The organism is Tenacibaculum discolor (assembly GCF_003664185.1).
GTDB classification, from domain to species: domain Bacteria; phylum Bacteroidota; class Bacteroidia; order Flavobacteriales; family Flavobacteriaceae; genus Polaribacter; species Polaribacter discolor.
On the sequence record NZ_RCCS01000004.1, the window covers coordinates 454,064 to 472,402 of the forward strand.

The 18,339-nt window shown below is 31.6% G+C and carries 15 protein-coding genes; 9 read left to right on the forward strand and 6 right to left on the reverse strand.

Annotated features, from left to right (window positions below; translation table 11 throughout):
• Positions 1–29 precede the first annotated feature (29 nt).
• Positions 30–1,256, forward strand: coding sequence for a radical SAM protein (locus C8N27_RS02640; protein ID WP_121146164.1), 1,227 nt, complete (start codon positions 30–32; stop codon positions 1,254–1,256).
• 13 nt (positions 1,257–1,269) lie between these two features.
• Here the strand turns inward: C8N27_RS02640 and C8N27_RS02645 are convergent, their stop codons facing one another.
• On the reverse strand, positions 1,270–2,004 hold the full coding sequence (locus tag C8N27_RS02645) for a TrmH family RNA methyltransferase (RefSeq protein ID WP_121146165.1): 735 nt from the start codon (positions 2,002–2,004) through the stop codon (positions 1,270–1,272).
• Positions 2,005–2,075: 71 nt separating this feature from the next.
• Between C8N27_RS02645 and tamL the strand changes: the two genes are divergently transcribed.
• The 6 genes from tamL (at position 2,076) to folK (ending at position 10,826) form a co-directional block, all read left to right on the forward strand.
• Positions 2,076–4,529 carry a translocation and assembly module lipoprotein TamL gene (gene tamL, locus C8N27_RS02650; protein WP_121146166.1) on the forward strand — a complete coding sequence of 818 codons (2,454 nt, stop codon included), beginning with the start codon at positions 2,076–2,078 and terminating at the stop codon, positions 4,527–4,529.
• A gap of 94 nt (positions 4,530–4,623) precedes the next feature.
• Positions 4,624–5,682 carry a class II fructose-bisphosphate aldolase gene (fbaA, locus tag C8N27_RS02655; RefSeq protein WP_121146167.1) on the forward strand — a complete coding sequence of 353 codons (1,059 nt, stop codon included), beginning with the start codon at positions 4,624–4,626 and terminating at the stop codon, positions 5,680–5,682.
• 50 nt (positions 5,683–5,732) lie between these two features.
• A complete protein-coding gene (gene accD / locus C8N27_RS02660; protein WP_099215838.1) occupies positions 5,733–6,590 on the forward strand; it encodes an acetyl-CoA carboxylase, carboxyltransferase subunit beta in 858 nt (285 codons plus the stop codon).
• A 129-nt stretch (positions 6,591–6,719) separates the two neighbouring features.
• Positions 6,720–6,989, forward strand: a complete 270-nt coding sequence (gene rpsO / locus C8N27_RS02665; protein ID WP_099215837.1) for a 30S ribosomal protein S15 — start codon at positions 6,720–6,722, stop codon at positions 6,987–6,989.
• Between the two features lie 187 nt (positions 6,990–7,176).
• The gene (locus C8N27_RS02670) at positions 7,177–9,414 is read left to right on the forward strand and encodes a polyribonucleotide nucleotidyltransferase (protein WP_121146168.1); all 2,238 of its coding nucleotides are present in this window, start codon (positions 7,177–7,179) and stop codon (positions 9,412–9,414) included.
• Between the two features lie 281 nt (positions 9,415–9,695).
• Positions 9,696–10,826, forward strand: a complete 1,131-nt coding sequence (gene folK / locus C8N27_RS02675; protein WP_099215835.1) for a 2-amino-4-hydroxy-6-hydroxymethyldihydropteridine diphosphokinase — start codon at positions 9,696–9,698, stop codon at positions 10,824–10,826.
• A 28-nt stretch (positions 10,827–10,854) separates the two neighbouring features.
• Here the strand turns inward: folK and gldC are convergent, their stop codons facing one another.
• Positions 10,855–11,193, reverse strand: coding sequence for a gliding motility protein GldC (gene gldC, locus C8N27_RS02680; RefSeq protein WP_047788614.1), 339 nt, complete (start codon positions 11,191–11,193; stop codon positions 10,855–10,857).
• On the reverse strand, positions 11,193–12,155 hold the full coding sequence (gldB, locus tag C8N27_RS02685; RefSeq protein WP_121146169.1) for a gliding motility lipoprotein GldB: 963 nt from the start codon (positions 12,153–12,155) through the stop codon (positions 11,193–11,195). Before gldB ends, gldC begins: the two co-directional genes overlap by 1 nt.
• A 92-nt stretch (positions 12,156–12,247) precedes the next feature.
• Here gldB and nadE point away from each other — a divergent pair, with 92 nt between their 5' ends.
• Positions 12,248–13,036, forward strand: a complete 789-nt coding sequence (nadE, locus tag C8N27_RS02690) for an NAD(+) synthase (RefSeq protein ID WP_121146170.1) — start codon at positions 12,248–12,250, stop codon at positions 13,034–13,036.
• 215 nt (positions 13,037–13,251) lie between these two features.
• Here the strand turns inward: nadE and dnaG are convergent, their stop codons facing one another.
• Positions 13,252–15,261 carry a DNA primase gene (gene dnaG / locus C8N27_RS02695; protein ID WP_121146171.1) on the reverse strand — a complete coding sequence of 670 codons (2,010 nt, stop codon included), beginning with the start codon at positions 15,259–15,261 and terminating at the stop codon, positions 13,252–13,254.
• Between the two features lie 126 nt (positions 15,262–15,387).
• Between dnaG and C8N27_RS02700 the strand changes: the two genes are divergently transcribed.
• Positions 15,388–16,314, forward strand: a complete 927-nt coding sequence (locus tag C8N27_RS02700) for a leucine-rich repeat domain-containing protein (RefSeq protein WP_147431694.1) — start codon at positions 15,388–15,390, stop codon at positions 16,312–16,314.
• A 74-nt stretch (positions 16,315–16,388) separates the two neighbouring features.
• Here the strand turns inward: C8N27_RS02700 and clpX are convergent, their stop codons facing one another.
• Together clpX and clpP are read right to left on the reverse strand one after the other, a co-directional pair.
• Positions 16,389–17,627, reverse strand: coding sequence for an ATP-dependent Clp protease ATP-binding subunit ClpX (gene clpX, locus C8N27_RS02705; protein WP_099215830.1), 1,239 nt, complete (start codon positions 17,625–17,627; stop codon positions 16,389–16,391).
• A gap of 43 nt (positions 17,628–17,670) precedes the next feature.
• Positions 17,671–18,330, reverse strand: coding sequence for an ATP-dependent Clp endopeptidase proteolytic subunit ClpP (gene clpP / locus C8N27_RS02710; RefSeq protein ID WP_099215829.1), 660 nt, complete (start codon positions 18,328–18,330; stop codon positions 17,671–17,673).
• Positions 18,331–18,339 lie beyond the last annotated feature (9 nt).

Here is an 18,339-nt window from a genome sequence, read left to right on the forward strand (position 1 = left end):
TCCTTGTTTTAATAAACATCTTTCAAATTATGAACTTTAATTCTTTGGCCATAAAAATTGCTAGCAGGTGTAACCTTAATTGCTCATACTGCTTCATGTACAACCTTGGAGACACCACCTACAAAAACCAGCCTAAATTTATGTCTACAGAAGTAGTTGATAATATTATTGAAAAAACCAAAAACTACATAAAAAAATATCAGAAAAAAGAGTTTTCTTTTATTTTTCATGGAGGAGAGCCTTTACTTGCTTCCAAAGATTTTTATATAAACTTTGTTAACAAGGTAAAAAAAATTCAAAACGAGCTTACTGATGTTTCTTTTTCATACGATTTACAAACAAATGGTGTTCTTTTAGATAAAAGTTGGATAGAACTATTTAAAAAACTAGACATTTACCCTAGTGTAAGTGTTGATGGAACAAAAAAAGCACACGATATGTATCGGGTAGACCATAAAGGAAATGGCAGCTACGATACAGTTTTTGAAAGTGTTAAGTTATTAAAAAATGAAATGAATTTTGCTGATATCGCTTGTGTAATTAACATTAAAGAAAACCCAAAAGATATTTATGACAGCTTTAAGGAAATGAATGTTAGTTATGTAAATTTTTTAATTCCTGATTACACACATGACAATTTTCCTTTCGATAAAGACAAAACCTTAATGGCAGATTGGTTAATTAATTTATTTGACATTTGGATTAAAGATACGAAGCGATTTAAAATCCCATTATTTTTAGGCTTGTTAAATTCTCTAATGAGAATTAATGAAAAAGCAAAAAACGAATCAACCGTTTTAGTTATCGAAACGAATGGAGAAATAGAAGCTATTGACTCTCTTAAAGCTTGTGGTCATGGTTTTACTAAAACAGGACTCAATATTAAAAAGAACAATTTTCAAGATATACAACATACCTCTTTAGGTAAATTATACTTTAACGATTTCAATACAAAACTTTGTACACAATGCTTAGAATGTCCATTAAATGAAATTTGTAAAGGAGGGAGATTAGTTCATCGTTATAGCAAAAAAAATGGTTTCAATAATCCTTCAGTTTACTGTAATGACTTAATTAAGCTAATAGCTCATATACAAAAGTTCTTTATATCATGTTATCCAGAACTACATAAAAAAGAGAATATCGAACCAATAAAACCTGTTGAAATTACAAATTATCTTTCAACTTTTGCTCAAAACACTAATAGTCCTTACAAAGAAGAATTGGAAGCTTTCTCTAAAAAAATAAAGCATTAGCTATCTAATCGTATTAAACCAAATTTCTTTTAAACTCACTTAGTAATATAGCAGTAGCTGTGGCTACATTTAAACTCTCAGTTTTCTGTAAATTACCAAACCTTGGAATAGTTACACTATTCTTTACGATCTCTGCAACTTTAGGTGAAATACCATTTGCTTCATTTCCCATTACTAAAATTGCTTTTTGAGGTAATGATGTAGTATATACATTATCACCATGCATGTCTGCCGTATAAATAGGCAATGAAGTGTTTGTTAAAAACTCAGGCAAGTCAACATATGAAATCTGAACTCTTGTTAACGACCCCATGCTAGATTGCACTACTTTTTGGTTGTAACAATCAACTGTATTCTTAGAGCACACTAATTCAGAAACCCCAAACCAATCACATAAACGAATAATTGTTCCTAAGTTTCCTGGATCGTTAATTTCATCTAGAGCAACTATAAAACTACTTCTATCAATTTCTTTTTCTTTAGGAATCTTAAATACCCCTAAAACTTTATTTGGTGTCTTTAGGGTACTTATCTTTTTTAATTCTTTTTCAGAGATCAAAGTAATCTCAACATTTTTCGAAGAAGTGAATAACTCATCTGTAGTATATAGTTCTTCTAGCTCTAAAGAAGAGGCTAGCAATTCTTTAACTACCTTTACCCCTTCTGCAACAAATAATTGATGCTTTTGCCTATACTTTTTTTGCTGTAAACTAGTTATTAACTTTATATTGTTTTTAGATAAACTCATTAAATTGTTTTTAACACTCTAAAACCACTAAAAAATAGTATTTTTGATTCTTAATACGAGGCGTAAAGTTAATGAAAAAACTTTCTTTCTTCTTTTTATTAGTAGTCTTATTCAGCTCTTGTAGCACGATTAAATATGTTAAAGAAAACGAGTTATTGCTAGCCAAAAACACGGTATACATTGATAGTGTAAAAAACTCAAGCGAAAATATTACTGAGCTATTAATACAACGTCCTAATGCTAAGGCTCTAGGTATGCCTTTATCATTACATTTTTATAATTTAGGCAACCCAGAAGCTCCAAAAACACCAAGCGAATGGGCTAAAAAGCACCCAAAAACCTATAACTTTTATAAAAATGTTTTTTCCGAAAAACAGAGTATTGCTGTAGCTAAGACATTTATAGGATTTAATAATTGGTTTATAACTAGTGGACAAGCTCCAATTATAATTGATGACAAAAAAACCAATAGGACTGTAGATAATTTGAAGGCTTACTTCCAAACTGAAGGGTATTTTAGAGCAAAAGTTTCTTCAAAAAAAGACACTATCGGTAAAAAGAAAGGAGAAATTAGTTACCATATTACAAAAGGAAATCCTTCTTACCTTGACACTATAAAAACCTTTATTACATCGCCAGTTTTAGACTCTCTATATCAGATTTCAAAAGACAAAAGTTATTTAAAATCTGGAGACCATTATAAAAATGGCAACTTTATAAAAGAGGCTAATCGACTTGTAAAACTTTTCAGAAACAAAGGAATTTATCAATTCAATGAAAATTATATTTCTTTTGATATTGATACTTTAAAAAACTATGAAAGATCGGATGTAGATATTAATATTTCTGATAAAACTGTCCCTTTTCAAATTCAGAGAGTAAAAAAAGTAAATGTTTTTACCGATTATACCTACAACACAAGAAACTCTGAACACAAGGATACTACTACATATAAAGGGATTAATTTTTATGCGCTTAAGAAATTAAAATATAATCCTAAGTACTTATCACAATCTTTATTTATAAAACCAAATACTGTTTATAACGATTCTCTTAGAAGCTTAACACGAACACATTTAAGAGGACTAAAAAACTTTAAAGCAACCTCTATTCGATATAATGAGATCAGTGAAAACAAACTGGAAGCAAATGTGTATTTAACTCCTATTGAAAAATATACTTTAGGTTTAGAAACCGAATTATCGCGTTCAAACATTCGTAACTTTGATGTTTCGTTAAAATTCTCACTAACAAACAGAAACACTTTCAAAGGGGCTGAACTTTTTAAAATATCAGCTTTTGGTTCTTATTTTAACTCCAATAATGGTCCTGGTTGGGAAATTGGTTCTGATATTTCATTAGAAGTACCTCGCTTTATGGCTCCTTTTGGGCTAAATAAGCTAGTACCGAAAAGAATGTTTCCTAGAACTAAATTTTATTCAGGAATTGGGATTCAAAAAAATATTGGTTTAGACAAACAAAACATATCTGTTGGAATAGATTATAAATGGGACTATGATAAGAAAAAGTCAATTCAATTAGAACTATTAAACACTCAGTATATTAGAAACTTAAACATTGATAATTATTTTTCTATTTACAATTCAGAATATCGAAAACTAGCTGAAGTTGCTGAAATTTATAATCCTTCATATACATTTCCAGAAAACACACCTAGTAACTCTAATGAGATAATTAGTTTTATTTCAGATGTTATTACTGATGCAGGTTTCGCAGCTTCAAACCCTACCGAATTTCAAAATGTTTTAAATCTAGCTAACAGATATAATATTGTAACATCTGACTTTTTAATTCCTGAAATAGCCTACGGTTATACTTACAATAATCAAGAAAGTATTAAAGATGCTAGTTTTTCTTTTTTTAAATTCCGAATCGCTAATTCTGGAAATATCATGGGGCTTCTATCTAAAAAAACAAATAGTTCTGGTCAAAAAACTGTATTTAAAATTCCTATAGCACAGTATTTTAAAACTGACTTAGAATATAAAAAATATTGGAACTTAGGTGATAACAATGTCCTAGCTCATAGAACTTTTCTTGGAGCTATTTTTACTTATGATAATTCTGGTGTTCCTTTTTCTCGTAGTTATTTTGCAGGAGGTTCTAACGATATACGCGCCTGGAGAACCTATGATTTAGGACCTGGTAGACGAGCTCCTGTTATTGAATATAACATAGGAAGTTTGAAGTTTTTAACTAGTTTTGAGTACCGTTTTGATGTTTTTGGTTCCTTAAAATCTGCATTATTTGTAGATGCAGGAAATATCTGGGATATAACTAATACAGAATTTGTTGATGACCCAGCTAAATTTAATGGTTTTAAATCTTTAAAAGATATAGCTGTTGGTGCTGGTTTTGGGCTTCGTTATGACTTTAAATTTTTAATTGCTAGATTAGATTTAGGATTCAAAGCACACGAACCGTACTTAACTAATAATAAGTGGTTTCAAAACTTCAATTTCTCTAACTCAGTACTAAATATAGGTATTAATTACCCCTTTTAACAAAGTAGTTTCTGTTAAAAATTTATCGCAACTTGTATAAAAAAGTGTAGATTTGTTCCGTAATTTATGTAACACACTACTAAACAAATAAAAAATGATTAAACCTGGAGTTGCCACCGGAAAAGAAGTTCAAGAGATTTTTGAATTAGCAAAACAAAAAGGCTTTGCATTACCAGCTGTTAATGTTGTAGGATCAAACACTATTAATACTGTTTTAGAAACAGCTAAAGAACTTAACTCGCCTGTAATAATCCAGTTCTCAAATGGAGGTGCTCAATTCAATGCAGGTAAAGGCTTATCAAACGACAACGAAAAAGCTGCTATTGCAGGTGCAGTAGCCGGTGCAAAACATATACATTTATTAGCAGAAGCATATGGAGTTCCTGTTATTTTACATACCGATCATGCTGCTAAAAAATTATTACCTTGGATTGATGGTTTATTAGATGCTAGTGAGCAGTTTTATAAAGAAACAGGAAAACCTTTATATAGTTCTCACATGATTGATTTAAGTGAAGAACCTATAGAAGAAAACATCGAAACTTGTAAAGAATACCTTGCTCGTATGAGTAAAATGGGAATGACTTTAGAGATTGAACTAGGAATTACAGGTGGTGAAGAAGATGGTGTTGATAACTCTGATGTAGATGTTTCTAAACTATATACTCAACCTGAAGAAGTAGCATACGCTTATGAAGAATTAATGAAAGTAAGCTCACAATTTACAATCGCTGCTGCTTTTGGTAATGTACATGGTGTATACAAACCTGGGAATGTAAAATTAACTCCTAAGATATTAAAGAACTCTCAAGAATATATTTCAGAAAAATATAACGTTCCTCATAATACGATTGATTTTGTATTCCATGGAGGATCGGGTTCTACTTTAGAAGAAATTCGTGAAGCAATTAGCTACGGAGTTATTAAAATGAATATCGATACCGATTTACAATATGCATTTACAGAAGGTGTTCGTGATTATATGTCTGAAAAATCTGCATATTTGCAATCGCAAATTGGTAACCCAGAAGGTGATGATGTTCCTAATAAAAAATATTACGATCCTCGCAAATGGTTACGTGAAGGAGAACAAACTTTTAAAGCTAGATTAAAGAAAGCTTTTGAAGATTTAAATAATGTAAATACATTATAATATTCTTTGAAAAAGGAAAACCAAACAACTAAAGAATAAAAAACTAAATTATGGCTTGGTTTAAACGTAAAGACAAAGGGATTCAAACCCCAACAGAAGAAAAAAAAGACACGCCTAAAGGCTTGTGGTATAAAACCCCTAGCGGAAAAATAATTGATACCGACGAATTAAAAAAGAACTTATACGTAAGTCCAGAAGATGGATACCACGTACGTATAGGTAGTAAAGAGTACTTTGAAATCTTTTTTGATGACAATAAATTCAAAGAATTAGATCCAAAACTATCTGCTAAAGATCCTTTAAAATTTGAAGATACTAAAAAGTACCCTGAGAAATTAAAAGCTGCTCAGAAAAAAACAGGTTTAAAAGATGCTGTACGTACTGCTGTAGGTAAATCAATGGGAAAAGACTTAGTAGTTGCTTCTATGGATTTTGCTTTTATTGGAGGTTCAATGGGAAGTGTCGTTGGAGAAAAAATAGCAAGAGCTATTGACTATTCAATAAAAAACAATATTCCTTTTTTAATGATATCTAAATCAGGTGGAGCTCGTATGCAAGAAGCATCTCTTTCTTTAATGCAATTAGCAAAAACTTCTGCTAAACTTGCACAATTAGCAGATGCTAAAATTCCATACGTATCTTTATGTACTGACCCAACTACTGGGGGAACAACAGCTTCTTTTGCTATGTTAGGAGATATTAATATTGCTGAGCCAAACGCATTAATAGGTTTTGCTGGTCCTCGTATTGTAAAAGATACTACTGGTAAAGATTTACCTGAGGGGTTCCAACGTTCAGAATTCTTATTAGAACATGGTTTCTTAGATGCAATTTTTGAGCGAAAAGACTTAAAAAAACAAATTAACTTATATATTGATTTAATACAGAATCAACCTGTAAGAGCATAACAAAAAAGCTAGCGTTTGCTAGCTTTTTTGCTTTGTAACTTTTTCGTATCCATTCCAAAAAATAATCGTACATTTGCAACTTCAATGTGAATGCATTGAGTACATAATAATCATTTAAACAATATTGGCATGTATTTAACAAAAGAAGTTAAAGAACAAATCTTCGCAAAACACGGTAAAGGAGCAAATGATACTGGTACTGCTGAAGGTCAAATCGCGTTATTTACGCACAGAATTAACCACTTAACTGAGCACTTAAAAAGAAATCGTAAAGATTTTAATACTGAGCGTTCGTTAGTACGTATGGTAGGTAAGCGTAGAAGCTTATTAGATTATCTAAAGAAAAAAGATATTAACAGATATCGTGCGATTATTAAAGAATTAGGAATTAGAAAATAATTCTACAGAAAAAGAGGCTCTATAAATGTGCCTCTTTTTTATTTTAAACTAAATAGTATTTCTGACTAACAACCAGAAATTTATATATAAAAAGCTCAAAATTACTAACAACAATTTTGATTTTCCATTGGAGCAACAACAACACAACAACAAACAAAAACGAATTAAAATTTAGAAGAATTAATTTATGATTCCAAAAGTATTTAACCAAGTAATAGAGCTTGGAGATGGAAGGACCATCACATTAGAAACAGGAAAATTAGCAAAACAAGCAGATGGTTCTGTTGTTGTAAGAATGGGAGATACAATGTTATTAGCAACAGTTGTATCAGCAAGAACTGCAAACCCAGGTATTGACTTTTTACCATTAACGGTAGATTACCGTGAAAAATTTGCCGCTGCGGGTCGTTACCCTGGTGGATTTATGAAGCGTGAGGCACGCCCTTCAAACGAAGAAATTTTAACAATGCGTTTAGTAGACCGTGTATTACGTCCACTATTTCCAAAAGATTATCACGCAGAAACTCAAGTGATGATTCAATTAATGTCTCATGACGAAGAAGTAATGCCAGACGCTTTAGCTGGTTTAGCTGCTTCTGCTGCTATTCAATTATCAGACATTCCTTTTGAAACACCTATTTCTGAAGTACGTGTAGCAAGGATTAACGGAGAATTTGTCATCAACCCAAGTTATACTCAATTACAAGAGGCTGACATTGATATGATGATTGGTGCTTCTGCTGACTCTGTAGCTATGGTAGAAGGTGAAATGAAAGAAATTTCAGAAGAAGAAATGGCTGACGCAATTAAATTTGCACACGAAGCTATTAAAGTACAATGTGCAGCTCAAGTTGCTTTAGCAGAAGCTGCAGGTAAAAAAGAAACTCGTGAGTATGAAGGTGAAAGAGAAGATGAAGAATTAGCTCAAAAAATTCATGAGGCAGCATATCAAAAATGTTATGATATTGCTAAAAAAGGTACTTCTAAACAAGAAAGAGGTTTAGCTTTTTCTGAAGTTAAAGAAGAAATTACCGCAACGTTTACTGAAGAAGAATTAGAAGACTTTGGAGACTTAGTTGGAAAATACTTTAACAAAGCACAAAAAGCTGCAGTTAGAGACTTAACTTTAAACGAAGGTTTACGTTTAGACGGGCGTAAAACTACTGATATTAGACCTATTTGGTGTGAAGTAGATTATTTACCAAGAACTCATGGTTCTTCAATCTTTACACGTGGAGAAACTCAAGCATTAGCTACTGTAACTTTAGGTACTTCTAGAGATGCTAACATGGTAGATTCTCCAACATTACAAGGTGAAGAAAAGTTCTACTTACACTATAACTTTCCTCCTTTTTCAACTGGTGAAGCACGTCCTTTAAGAGGAACATCTCGTCGTGAAATTGGTCACGGAAACTTAGCTCAAAGAGCTTTAAAAGGAATGATTCCTGAAGATTGCCCATACACTGTTCGTGTTGTTTCTGAAGTATTAGAATCTAACGGTTCATCTTCAATGGCTACTGTTTGTTCTGGTACTATGGCATTAATGGATGCTGGTGTTCAAATGAAAAAACCAGTTTCTGGTATTGCAATGGGGTTAATTTCTGATGGTGATCGTTATGCTGTATTATCTGATATTTTAGGTGATGAAGATCACTTAGGTGATATGGACTTTAAAGTAACAGGTACTGCTGACGGTATTACTGCTTGTCAAATGGATATTAAGATTAAAGGATTATCTTATGAAATCTTAGTAAATGCATTAAAACAAGCTCGTGATGGTCGTTTACACATCTTAGAGAAGTTAACTAATACTATTGAAACTCCTAACGAAGATGTAAAAGCTCACGCACCTAAAATGGTTAATAGAGTAATTCCTAACGATTTAATTGGAGCGTTTATTGGACCTGGTGGAAAACATATTCAAGAGTTACAAAAAGAAACAGAAACTACTATCGTTATTAACGAAGATCCTGTTACAGAAGAAGGAATTGTTGAGATTTTAGGAACAAACCAAGAAGGTATAGATAAAGTTATAGCTCGTATTGAGTCTATGATGTTCAAACCTGAAAAAGGTTCTGTATACGAAGTAAAAGTTATAAAAATATTAGATTTTGGTGCTGTTGTTGAATATACAGAAGCCCCAGGAAACGAAGTTTTATTACACGTTAGCGAGTTAGCTTGGGAACGTACAAACAACGTTACAGATGTAGTGAACATTGGTGATGTTATTGATGTAAAGTACTTTGGTGTTGACCCTAAAACTCGTAAAGAAAAAGTTTCTCGTAAGGCATTATTACCTAAACCTGAAGGTTATGTAGCTAGACCACCTAGAGACAATAACAGAGATAATAGAGGTCGTGATAATCGTAACCGCGATAATCGTCGTGATGATAGAAAACCTAGACAAGATAAAAAAGAGTCATAAGATTCAATTTTTAGATATAAAAAAGCAACCTAATTAGGTTGCTTTTTGCTTTTAAATACGTTTTAAAAAGAAGAAAGGCTGCTAAAATTTAGCAGCCTTTAACTTAGAGTTGTTTCAGATCATTCCCCAATAATCATATAAAAATCTTACTCTATAAAGAAATCCACTACTATAACAGTTGAAAAATAAAATACCCTACCCTTTTTTAAAAAATTTATTTAAATAAAAAATCTTTTTTTAGCTTTTGTTTTTTTAGTTTTAGTTTTCTTTGCATCCCATTCATGAAAATACAACGAATTACATACATTTCTATAGGAACCAATCAAGGTAATAAGCTTGAGAATATTCAGCAAGCAATTAACTTGATTGCAGATAAAGTAGGTGCTGTATTAAAAGTAGCGTCTGTATACGAAACTGCTTCATGGGGTTTTGATAGTAATAACTTTTACAATACTTGTATTAAAGTTTCAACATATTTACCTCCAGAGCAATTAATACTTAGGTTACTTTCTATAGAAAAAGAACTTGGAAGAACTCGAAAAAACTCTGAAGGATATTCAGATAGGTTAATTGATTTAGATATTTTATTATTTGATGATGAAATTATCTTTTCTAAAACCTTAATCGTACCACATCCAAGAATGTTAGAACGTAAATTTGCTTTAGTTCCATTAGTTGAAATTGCCCGAAATGTTATTCATCCAATAGAAAAAAAGCATTTATATATTTGTTTAGAAAATTGTACAGACACTTCAGAAATTACAAAGCTTGATATAAAATTAGAAAGACCAATTCCTATTACAGAGAAGTATAATTACATTGCTATCGAAGGTAATATTGGTGCTGGTAAAACATCATTAGCCAATATGATGTCTGATGAATTTAATGCTAAAATTGTCTTAGAACGTTTTGCAGACAATCCGTTTTTACCAAAGTTTTATAACGACAATGAACGCTATGCTTTTCCTTTAGAAATGAGTTTTTTAGCTGATCGATATCAACAACTTTCTGATGATTTAGCGCAGTTTGATTTATTTAAAAATTTTATTGTTTCTGATTACTACATTTTTAAATCGCTCATTTTTGCACAAGTCACTTTACATAGTGATGAATATAAGTTGTATAGAAAAATGTTTGATTTAATGTACAAAGAAATCACAAAGCCTGATTTGTACGTGTACTTATACCAAAACACAGAACGTTTACTAGAAAACATTAAAAAACGTGGACGCGATTACGAGCAAAATATAGAAGCAAGTTACTTACAAAAAATCCATGATGGGTATAGCAACTTTATCAAAACACAACCTGACTTAAACATTCTAATTGTTGATGTTTCTGATTTAGATTTTGTAAACAACCCAAACGACTATGAAACTATTATTAGTAAAATAAAAAATTATAACGCATAAAAAAAGCAGCTTTTAAAGCTGCTTTTTTTTATTTCTGAATTAACTCTAGTTTTTCAGCAAAGTAGTCACAAAAATCGCGCATCGTTGCACTCATTTTTTCATCGTTTGTAGCTCTTTCAAAAGAGTTTGCCATAGACACTAAGGTTTGATGAAAAAACTGCTTCATTTCATCTACAGGCATATCTTTAGTCCATAAATCCATACGTAAGGTATCTTTTTGTTTATGATCCCAAACAGATAGCATAATAGCTTTTGAGGCTTCATCTTTTATACCTCCGTCTTCTGCGTTCCAAGTAATTTCTTCTGGAATTCTGTTTTCGTCTAACCCTACTTTAAATGTTATTTTTGATGTATGCTCTATCGCCATTATCTTTTTGGTTTATATCTTGAGTTTTTGAAGATTTCCTCTTCACTTGTTTGTAATAATTTATGCAAAGATACATCATTCTTTTGCATGTACGAACGTACGATTTGCCAACCAATCCACTCTCCTATTCTTCCTGGTGATTGACTATCCTCTTCCATATAAAACTTAGAAAAAGGAGCTAAATCTAAAAAGCGTTTATCAACATCTTTGCTAGTACTATACAACAAATCTTTTTCTACAAAATACATCCATATTTGTTCTTCATTTCTCTCTGCCCAATCTAATTTTGTTTGTGAGTATCCTATTTTCAAGGCATCTGATGTGTTTGGTAAATAAGCATCTAACAAATACATTTTTTTCCCTCTGTAAATCATTTTATCAATAAAACTCCTTGCCATACTAGGTAACATTTGTTTACCAACAATAGCTTTAGCAACATCAACTACGATGTGTTCTTTGGTATTATTTTGTTTTACATATGCTGGATAATCATTATAAAACTCATGTTCTTTTCCTAAGTAAGAATCTAAAGAAATCAACAATAAGCTATCCGTATATACAATTCTGTTATTATAATCGATGTTTGTTAGCATAGTAATCACTTTAGGACTTACAAATCTTGGATTGTAATATTTAACATGCTTGAAAAGAGATCTTAATTGCCCTTTTTCTTCTTCTATATCAGGAAAAACCTTTTGAGTTTCAGCAAATAACTCTCGTTCGTCTTTATTATTAATCTTGTTCACCCAAACACTATCAGGTTGTGGAGGAAAAAGCATCGGATACTTTTCTTTTGTTTTATTTAATTCGTTTGGTTTAGTTGTATAAAAATCAACATCAAAGCGTTCTAAATTAATATTCACATTAATATTAGACACATCTACACCTAACTTGTTACTTTCATCATTTTTACATGAAATATTTATAAAAACTAAGACAACTAGGGCTAAAATTTTTCTCATGAACTTTAGTATATTTACATTCTAAATTACAACGTCGAAATTACTAAATTAGTTTTTACCACTTAACTGTAAACTCTTAAAATATCACAAAAATGAATACTCCTAAGGTTGCTGAACATATTATAAATTGGTTAAAAGAATATGCTACTAATGCCAAAGTAAATGGTTTTGTTGTAGGAATTTCTGGTGGTATTGATAGTGCTGTTACCTCAACTTTATGTGCAAAAACTGGTTTACCTACATTATGTGTTGAGTTACCGATTCATCAAGCTAAAAATCAAGTAAGTAGAGCATTAGACCATATAGACTGGTTAAATAACAACTTTGATAATGTTTCAATGAAACAAATAAATTTAACTCCTGTATTTGATAGTTTAGTAAATTCATTACCTCCTGTTGAAAGTGAAGAAAAACGCTTTATGGCTTTAGCTAACACTAGAGCAAGATTGCGAATGACTTCTTTATATTATTTTGCTGGTTTACATGGTTTGTTGGTTGCTGGAACTGGAAATAAAGTAGAAGATTTTGGTGTAGGTTTTTATACAAAATATGGTGATGGAGGTGTTGATTTAAGTCCTATTGCTGACTTGGTAAAATCTGAAGTATATGAAATAGCAAAATATCTAGGTATAAATAATGATATTATAGTAGCTCCTCCAACTGATGGTTTATGGGGTGATGATAGAACAGACGAAGACCAAATTGGAGCTTCATACGATGAACTAGAGTGGGCTATGGAAATGCAAGATGCAGGAAAAACTGAAAATGATTTTTCTGGTAGAGAATTAGAAGTATATAAGATATATACACGTCTCAACCGAATTAATCAGCATAAAATGATTCCTATTCCTATTTGCGAAATTCCTAAAGACTTAAAGTAAATTAACCGACATCATTTGTCGTTTAATTCTTTGGTAAGCACTTTTTTTATGCCCGTTAGAAATATTAAATGGCAATATGACGAGCAACCTAAGTAACTCTAGAATTTGTAGCAACTTTCTCATTTTTTCTTTTATTTCTTGTTCTTTTCACCGGTAAAGTTACAAAAAAAATGTTAAGAATGTTAAAATTCTAAATAATTAGCAGTTTATAAACCTTAGATTACACGGTTTAATTTTTCAAAAAGACGCTTTTTTAATCCTGTATAATTACTGATTTCTTCTAGATTAGGTACTGCTTTTTGTTCTTGACTTTCTTGCATAATCTCTTTAATTTTCTCTTCAATTAAAACTCTACGCAAGTTTAAAATAGCATCGGTAACTAGCTTTGGAAGAATTTTAACCGTCTCTGTTACAAAAACCTCTTTACGCTCCCAATCGCTTAAATTATATTTTTCTTCATCCATTAAAATATTAGTTACTAAACTAGATATTTGAGGATTTTCATGCATTACCAAATGATCTACTTTTATTTTTTCATCTTGATTTAATTGATGAATTAACTCATAGTAAGTTAATCTAAATATTTCATTGGTAAACTCTATTTCGTCTTCTTGTAAGTTTAAATACAGCTCGTTTGATACCGTATTCTGGTATTCTTCTTTTTCTAAAAACGGGCGTCCTCTTTCGTCAACTGCCTCTACCCAGTTTACAAAATCAACAATCTCGTTACCATATAACAACAAAATCCTGATTACTTCTTTTTCAAGGATATTTAATTGATTGATGTTTTGTTGCAACTTCCCTTTTCCTCCTTTTATAGCTTCCATTGAAGCTTGCCCTTGCTCTTGAAAATATTCTGGGGGTGGTTGATTAGGGTCTTGTCCTACATTGCTCTTTCTCGTTGCTGTCGCACCTTTTTTTAGTAACTGTGCAAGCTCACTAAATAGTACTCTTTCAGAAATATCCATAATACGTGCACATTCTTGCACATACACTTCTCTCTGAATACCATCAGGAATTTTAGAAATACTCGTAACAATATCTCTAATTAATCCTGCTTTTTTAACAGGGTCGTTCGCTGCTTCCTTCATTAATAAAGAAACTTTAAACTCTATAAAGTCTTGTGACTTCTCTTCTAAATACTGTTTTAATTCAGCATTAGAATGCACTTTGGCAAAACTATCAGGATCTTCTCCTTCAGGAAAAGCCACTACCCTTACATTCATTCCTTGTTCAAGAATTAAATCAATTCCTCGAATTGAAGCTCTAATTCCTGCTGCATCACCATCAAAAAGTACGGTTATGTTTTGTGTTAATCGGTTTACTAAGCGAATTTGATCAGGTGTTAATGCTGTACCTGAAGACGCTACTACATTTTCAATACCTGATTGGTGAAACGAAATTACATCGGTATATCCTTCTACTAAAAAGCAATTATCTTCTTTAGCTATTTCTTTTTTGGCCTGGTATAGACCGTAAAGAATTTTACTCTTGTGATAGATGTCACTCTCAGGTGAATTTAGGTATTTTGCGGCCTTTTTATCGTTAGTAAGTATTCTACCCCCAAAACCTAAAACACGTCCAGACATACTGTGAATAGGAAACATCACACGTCCTTTAAATCGGTCAAACTTTCTTTCTTCTGTTCCTCCTTCTTTTACAATTGTTAATCCAGTAGATTTTAAGTATTTTAAATCGTAGCCTTTAGCTAAGGCTGCTTTGGTAAAGTTATCCCATTCGTCTTTACAGTAACCTAAATCGAACTTTTCAATAGTGTCTTCCCTAAATCCTCTTTCTTTAAAGTAAGATAAACCAATAGCTCTTCCATTTTGCGTATTCATTAATACATCATGAAAGTAATCTTTGGCAAACTTTGAAACCATGAACATACTTTCCCGTTCATTCATCTGCTGTTTTTGCTCATCAGACTGCTCGGTTTCTTCTATTTCAATATTGTATTTTTTAGCTAACCAACGTATCGCTTCAGGATAGGTATAATGCTCGTGTTCCATTAAAAATGAAATTGCATTTCCTCCTTTTCCTGTACTAAAGTCTTTCCAAATTTGTTTTACTGGCGATACCATAAACGAAGGGGTGCGTTCGTCAGTAAATGGACTTAACCCTTTAAAGTTACTTCCTGATTTTTTTAACTGCACGAATTCTCCTATCACTTCCTCTACTCGAGCGCTCTCAAAAACTCTATCTATGGTTTGTTGGGTTATCATATTCTATAAAAATATAGCAAACAAATATACTACTAGTTTTAAAAGTTAGCTTATTGTTATAAAACTCTTGGCAAATTTAATTTGCTAAAAACATATAATTACATAATTTTGGCAAAAATTCCCCTTATGATGAAAACAATTATCCCCCTTTGTTTTGCAACATTATTTGCATTTAACATTTATTCACAAGAAACTATTCGAATTCCTGATATTGGTTTAGAGGAATGTTTAATCAATTTAAAAATTGATTCTAACGGTTTAAACGGTAGTATTACAATTAGTGATGCAGAATATGTTACTAACTTAAATGTTAATGATCCTGTTACAAACAAAGACTTACCTAATGTTTATTCAAAAATTAAAGATTTAACTGGTTTAGAAAGTTTCCCTAACTTAAAACGTTTGGATTGCTTTGGTAACGAGATTAAAAAGATTGATTTATCGCAGAGCTCTTCTATAAGTTTCTTAAACTGTAGTGAAAACAAAATTGAGCGCTTAGATGTTAGTAAGAATCCTAACTTAACCTATATAAGTTGCGATTACAACAAATTAACCTCTTTAATACTTGGTGAAAACCCTAACATTCAAAGCTTATACGCTAGTTACAATCAGCTTACTACGCTAGACGTTTCAAACTGCCCTAATTTAGAAAGTATGGATGTTACTGGTAACAAGATTAAAACTATTATTGTTAGTGAAGAGCAATTAGCTAACATTCCTCAAGGATGGTATAAAGACGAAAAAACCACTTATGCGACAAGTAATGGTGTTGTTGCTGACAACAAGGTTACAGAAGAAGTTGTTGTAGAGCAGGCAGAAAAAAAGATAGTAGAAACTGAAACTACAGAAGATGAGCCTAAAGAGGTTAAAGAACCTGTACAAAAGTATGCTGAAAGCTTTAAACAATTGGTTATTTCTGAATATGAAAAAAGTGTTTTAAATGAAAAATACTTAAAGCAGATAAGAGAAGATCTTATGTATAAGTATGATATTAAAGATGAGGAAATTACTAAATGGATACAGCAATATAGTAAGCTTCATAAAGCAGAATAACATCTTAGTTTATAAAATAAAAAAGCCATCAGTAAATTTGATGGCTTTTTTTATTTGTTTAATTATATAGTTTTTTAAGATGCTGCTCTTAATTTCTTTAATGCCGACTTTGTTAATTTCGACTCTGCATACTCTTTTGTTACCTTAAATTCTTTTTCATCAGAACTTGGCATATCAAACATTGCATCTGTTAAGATAGCTTCACATAACGAACGTAATCCACGTGCGCCTAACTTGTATTCTACTGCTTTATTAACAATAAACTGTAATGCATCTTCGGTCATTGTAAACTCAACATCATCCATTGAAAATAACTTAGTATACTGTTTTATAATTGAGTTTTTAGGCTCTGTTAAAATAGCTCTAAGTGTTTTTTCATCTAACGGATTCATATAACTTAATACTGGTAAACGACCAATAATTTCTGGTATCAAACCAAAAGATTTTAAATCTAAAGGTGTGATGTATTGCAATAAGTTATCGTGATCTATTTTATCTTCTTCCACCGAAGCACTATAACCAACCGCTTGCATATTTAAACGCTTGCTAATAAATCTATCTATTCCAGAAAAAGCTCCTCCGGCAATAAATAAGATATCTTTGGTATTTACTTCAATAAACTTTTGCTCAGGATGTTTTCTTCCTCCTTTAGGAGCTACATTTACAACTGCTCCTTCTAATAGTTTCAGTAAAGCTTGTTGCACTCCCTCACCAGAAACATCACGTGTAATTGATGGGTTGTCTCCTTTACGAGCTATCTTATCTATTTCATCAATAAATACAATACCTCTTTCAGCTTTTTCAACATCGTAATCAGCAGCTTGTAACAAACGACTTAAAATACTTTCAACATCTTCCCCTACATAACCTGCTTGTGTTAACACGGTAGCATCTACAATAGAAAATGGTACGTTTAGCATTCTTGCAATTGTACGAGCTACTAATGTTTTCCCTGTTCCTGTTTCTCCTACTAAAACGATGTTTGATTTTTCAATCTCTACCTCATCTTCATCATCTCTGGTTTGTAACAATCTTTTATAATGATTGTATACTGCTACAGACATGGCTCTTTTAGTTTGATCTTGCCCTATGATATATTCATCTAAAAAAGCTTTAATTTCTCTTGGCTTTTTTAAGGTAAGATCTTTTGACAAATCACTTGTTTTAGCTTCAGCTATTTCCTCTTCTACTATTCCATGAGCTTGCTCTATACACTTATCACATATATGTGCATCTAAACCTGCGATTAATAAATCGGTTTCTGGTTTTTTACGCCCACAAAAGGAACATTGTAAATTTTCTTCTTTCGACATCTTATCAGCTTATTGCCAACAGCTCACTGCTATTAGCTGTTTATTATTTTCTTGTTAAAATTTCGTCTACCATCCCGTAAGCTTTCGCTTCTTCGGCTTTCATCCAATAATCTCTATCAGAATCTTGGTTTACTTTTTCTACTGTTTGACCTGAGTGCTTTGATATTATTTGGTACAACTCATCTTTTAATTTTAATATTTCACGAGCTGTAATTTCAATATCAGAAGCTTGTCCTTGTGCTCCACCTAATGGTTGGTGAATCATAATACGAGAGTGTGGTAACGCTGAACGTTTTCCTTTTTCTCCTGCACACATTAACACAGCTCCCATAGAAGCGGCCATACCTGTACAAATTGTAGCTACGTCTGGTTTAATAAATTGCATGGTATCGTAAATACCTAAACCAGCATATACTCCACCTCCTGGTGAGTTTATATAGATCGATATATCTTTATTAGCATCTACACTTTCTAAGAATAATAATTGTGCTTGAATTACATTAGCTACTTGATCGTTAATTCCTGTACCTAAGAAGATAATTCTATCCATCATTAAACGAGAAAAAACATCCATTTGAGTAATATTCATTTGGCGCTCTTCCATAATGTATGGAGTTAAACTACTAGTAATTTTTCCTAAATAGGTACTATTTATTCCGTGGTGCTTTGTTGCGTATTTTTCGAACTCTTTTCCGTAATCCATTTTTAAAAT

Coding starts and splice junctions, on each gene's coding strand:
- C8N27_RS02640 (WP_121146164.1), top strand. CDS start 30: ATGAACTTTAATTCTTTGGCCATAAAAATTGCTAGCAGGTGTAACCTT.
- C8N27_RS02645 (WP_121146165.1), bottom strand. CDS start 2,004: ATGAGTTTATCTAAAAACAATATAAAGTTAATAACTAGTTTACAGCAA.
- tamL (WP_121146166.1), top strand. CDS start 2,076: ATGAAAAAACTTTCTTTCTTCTTTTTATTAGTAGTCTTATTCAGCTCT.
- fbaA (WP_121146167.1), top strand. CDS start 4,624: ATGATTAAACCTGGAGTTGCCACCGGAAAAGAAGTTCAAGAGATTTTT.
- accD (WP_099215838.1), top strand. CDS start 5,733: ATGGCTTGGTTTAAACGTAAAGACAAAGGGATTCAAACCCCAACAGAA.
- rpsO (WP_099215837.1), top strand. CDS start 6,720: ATGTATTTAACAAAAGAAGTTAAAGAACAAATCTTCGCAAAACACGGT.
- C8N27_RS02670 (WP_121146168.1), top strand. CDS start 7,177: ATGATTCCAAAAGTATTTAACCAAGTAATAGAGCTTGGAGATGGAAGG.
- folK (WP_099215835.1), top strand. CDS start 9,696: ATGAAAATACAACGAATTACATACATTTCTATAGGAACCAATCAAGGT.
- gldC (WP_047788614.1), bottom strand. CDS start 11,193: ATGGCGATAGAGCATACATCAAAAATAACATTTAAAGTAGGGTTAGAC.
- gldB (WP_121146169.1), bottom strand. CDS start 12,155: ATGAGAAAAATTTTAGCCCTAGTTGTCTTAGTTTTTATAAATATTTCA.
- nadE (WP_121146170.1), top strand. CDS start 12,248: ATGAATACTCCTAAGGTTGCTGAACATATTATAAATTGGTTAAAAGAA.
- dnaG (WP_121146171.1), bottom strand. CDS start 15,261: ATGATAACCCAACAAACCATAGATAGAGTTTTTGAGAGCGCTCGAGTA.
- C8N27_RS02700 (WP_147431694.1), top strand. CDS start 15,388: ATGATGAAAACAATTATCCCCCTTTGTTTTGCAACATTATTTGCATTT.
- clpX (WP_099215830.1), bottom strand. CDS start 17,627: ATGTCGAAAGAAGAAAATTTACAATGTTCCTTTTGTGGGCGTAAAAAA.
- clpP (WP_099215829.1), bottom strand. CDS start 18,330: ATGGATTACGGAAAAGAGTTCGAAAAATACGCAACAAAGCACCACGGA.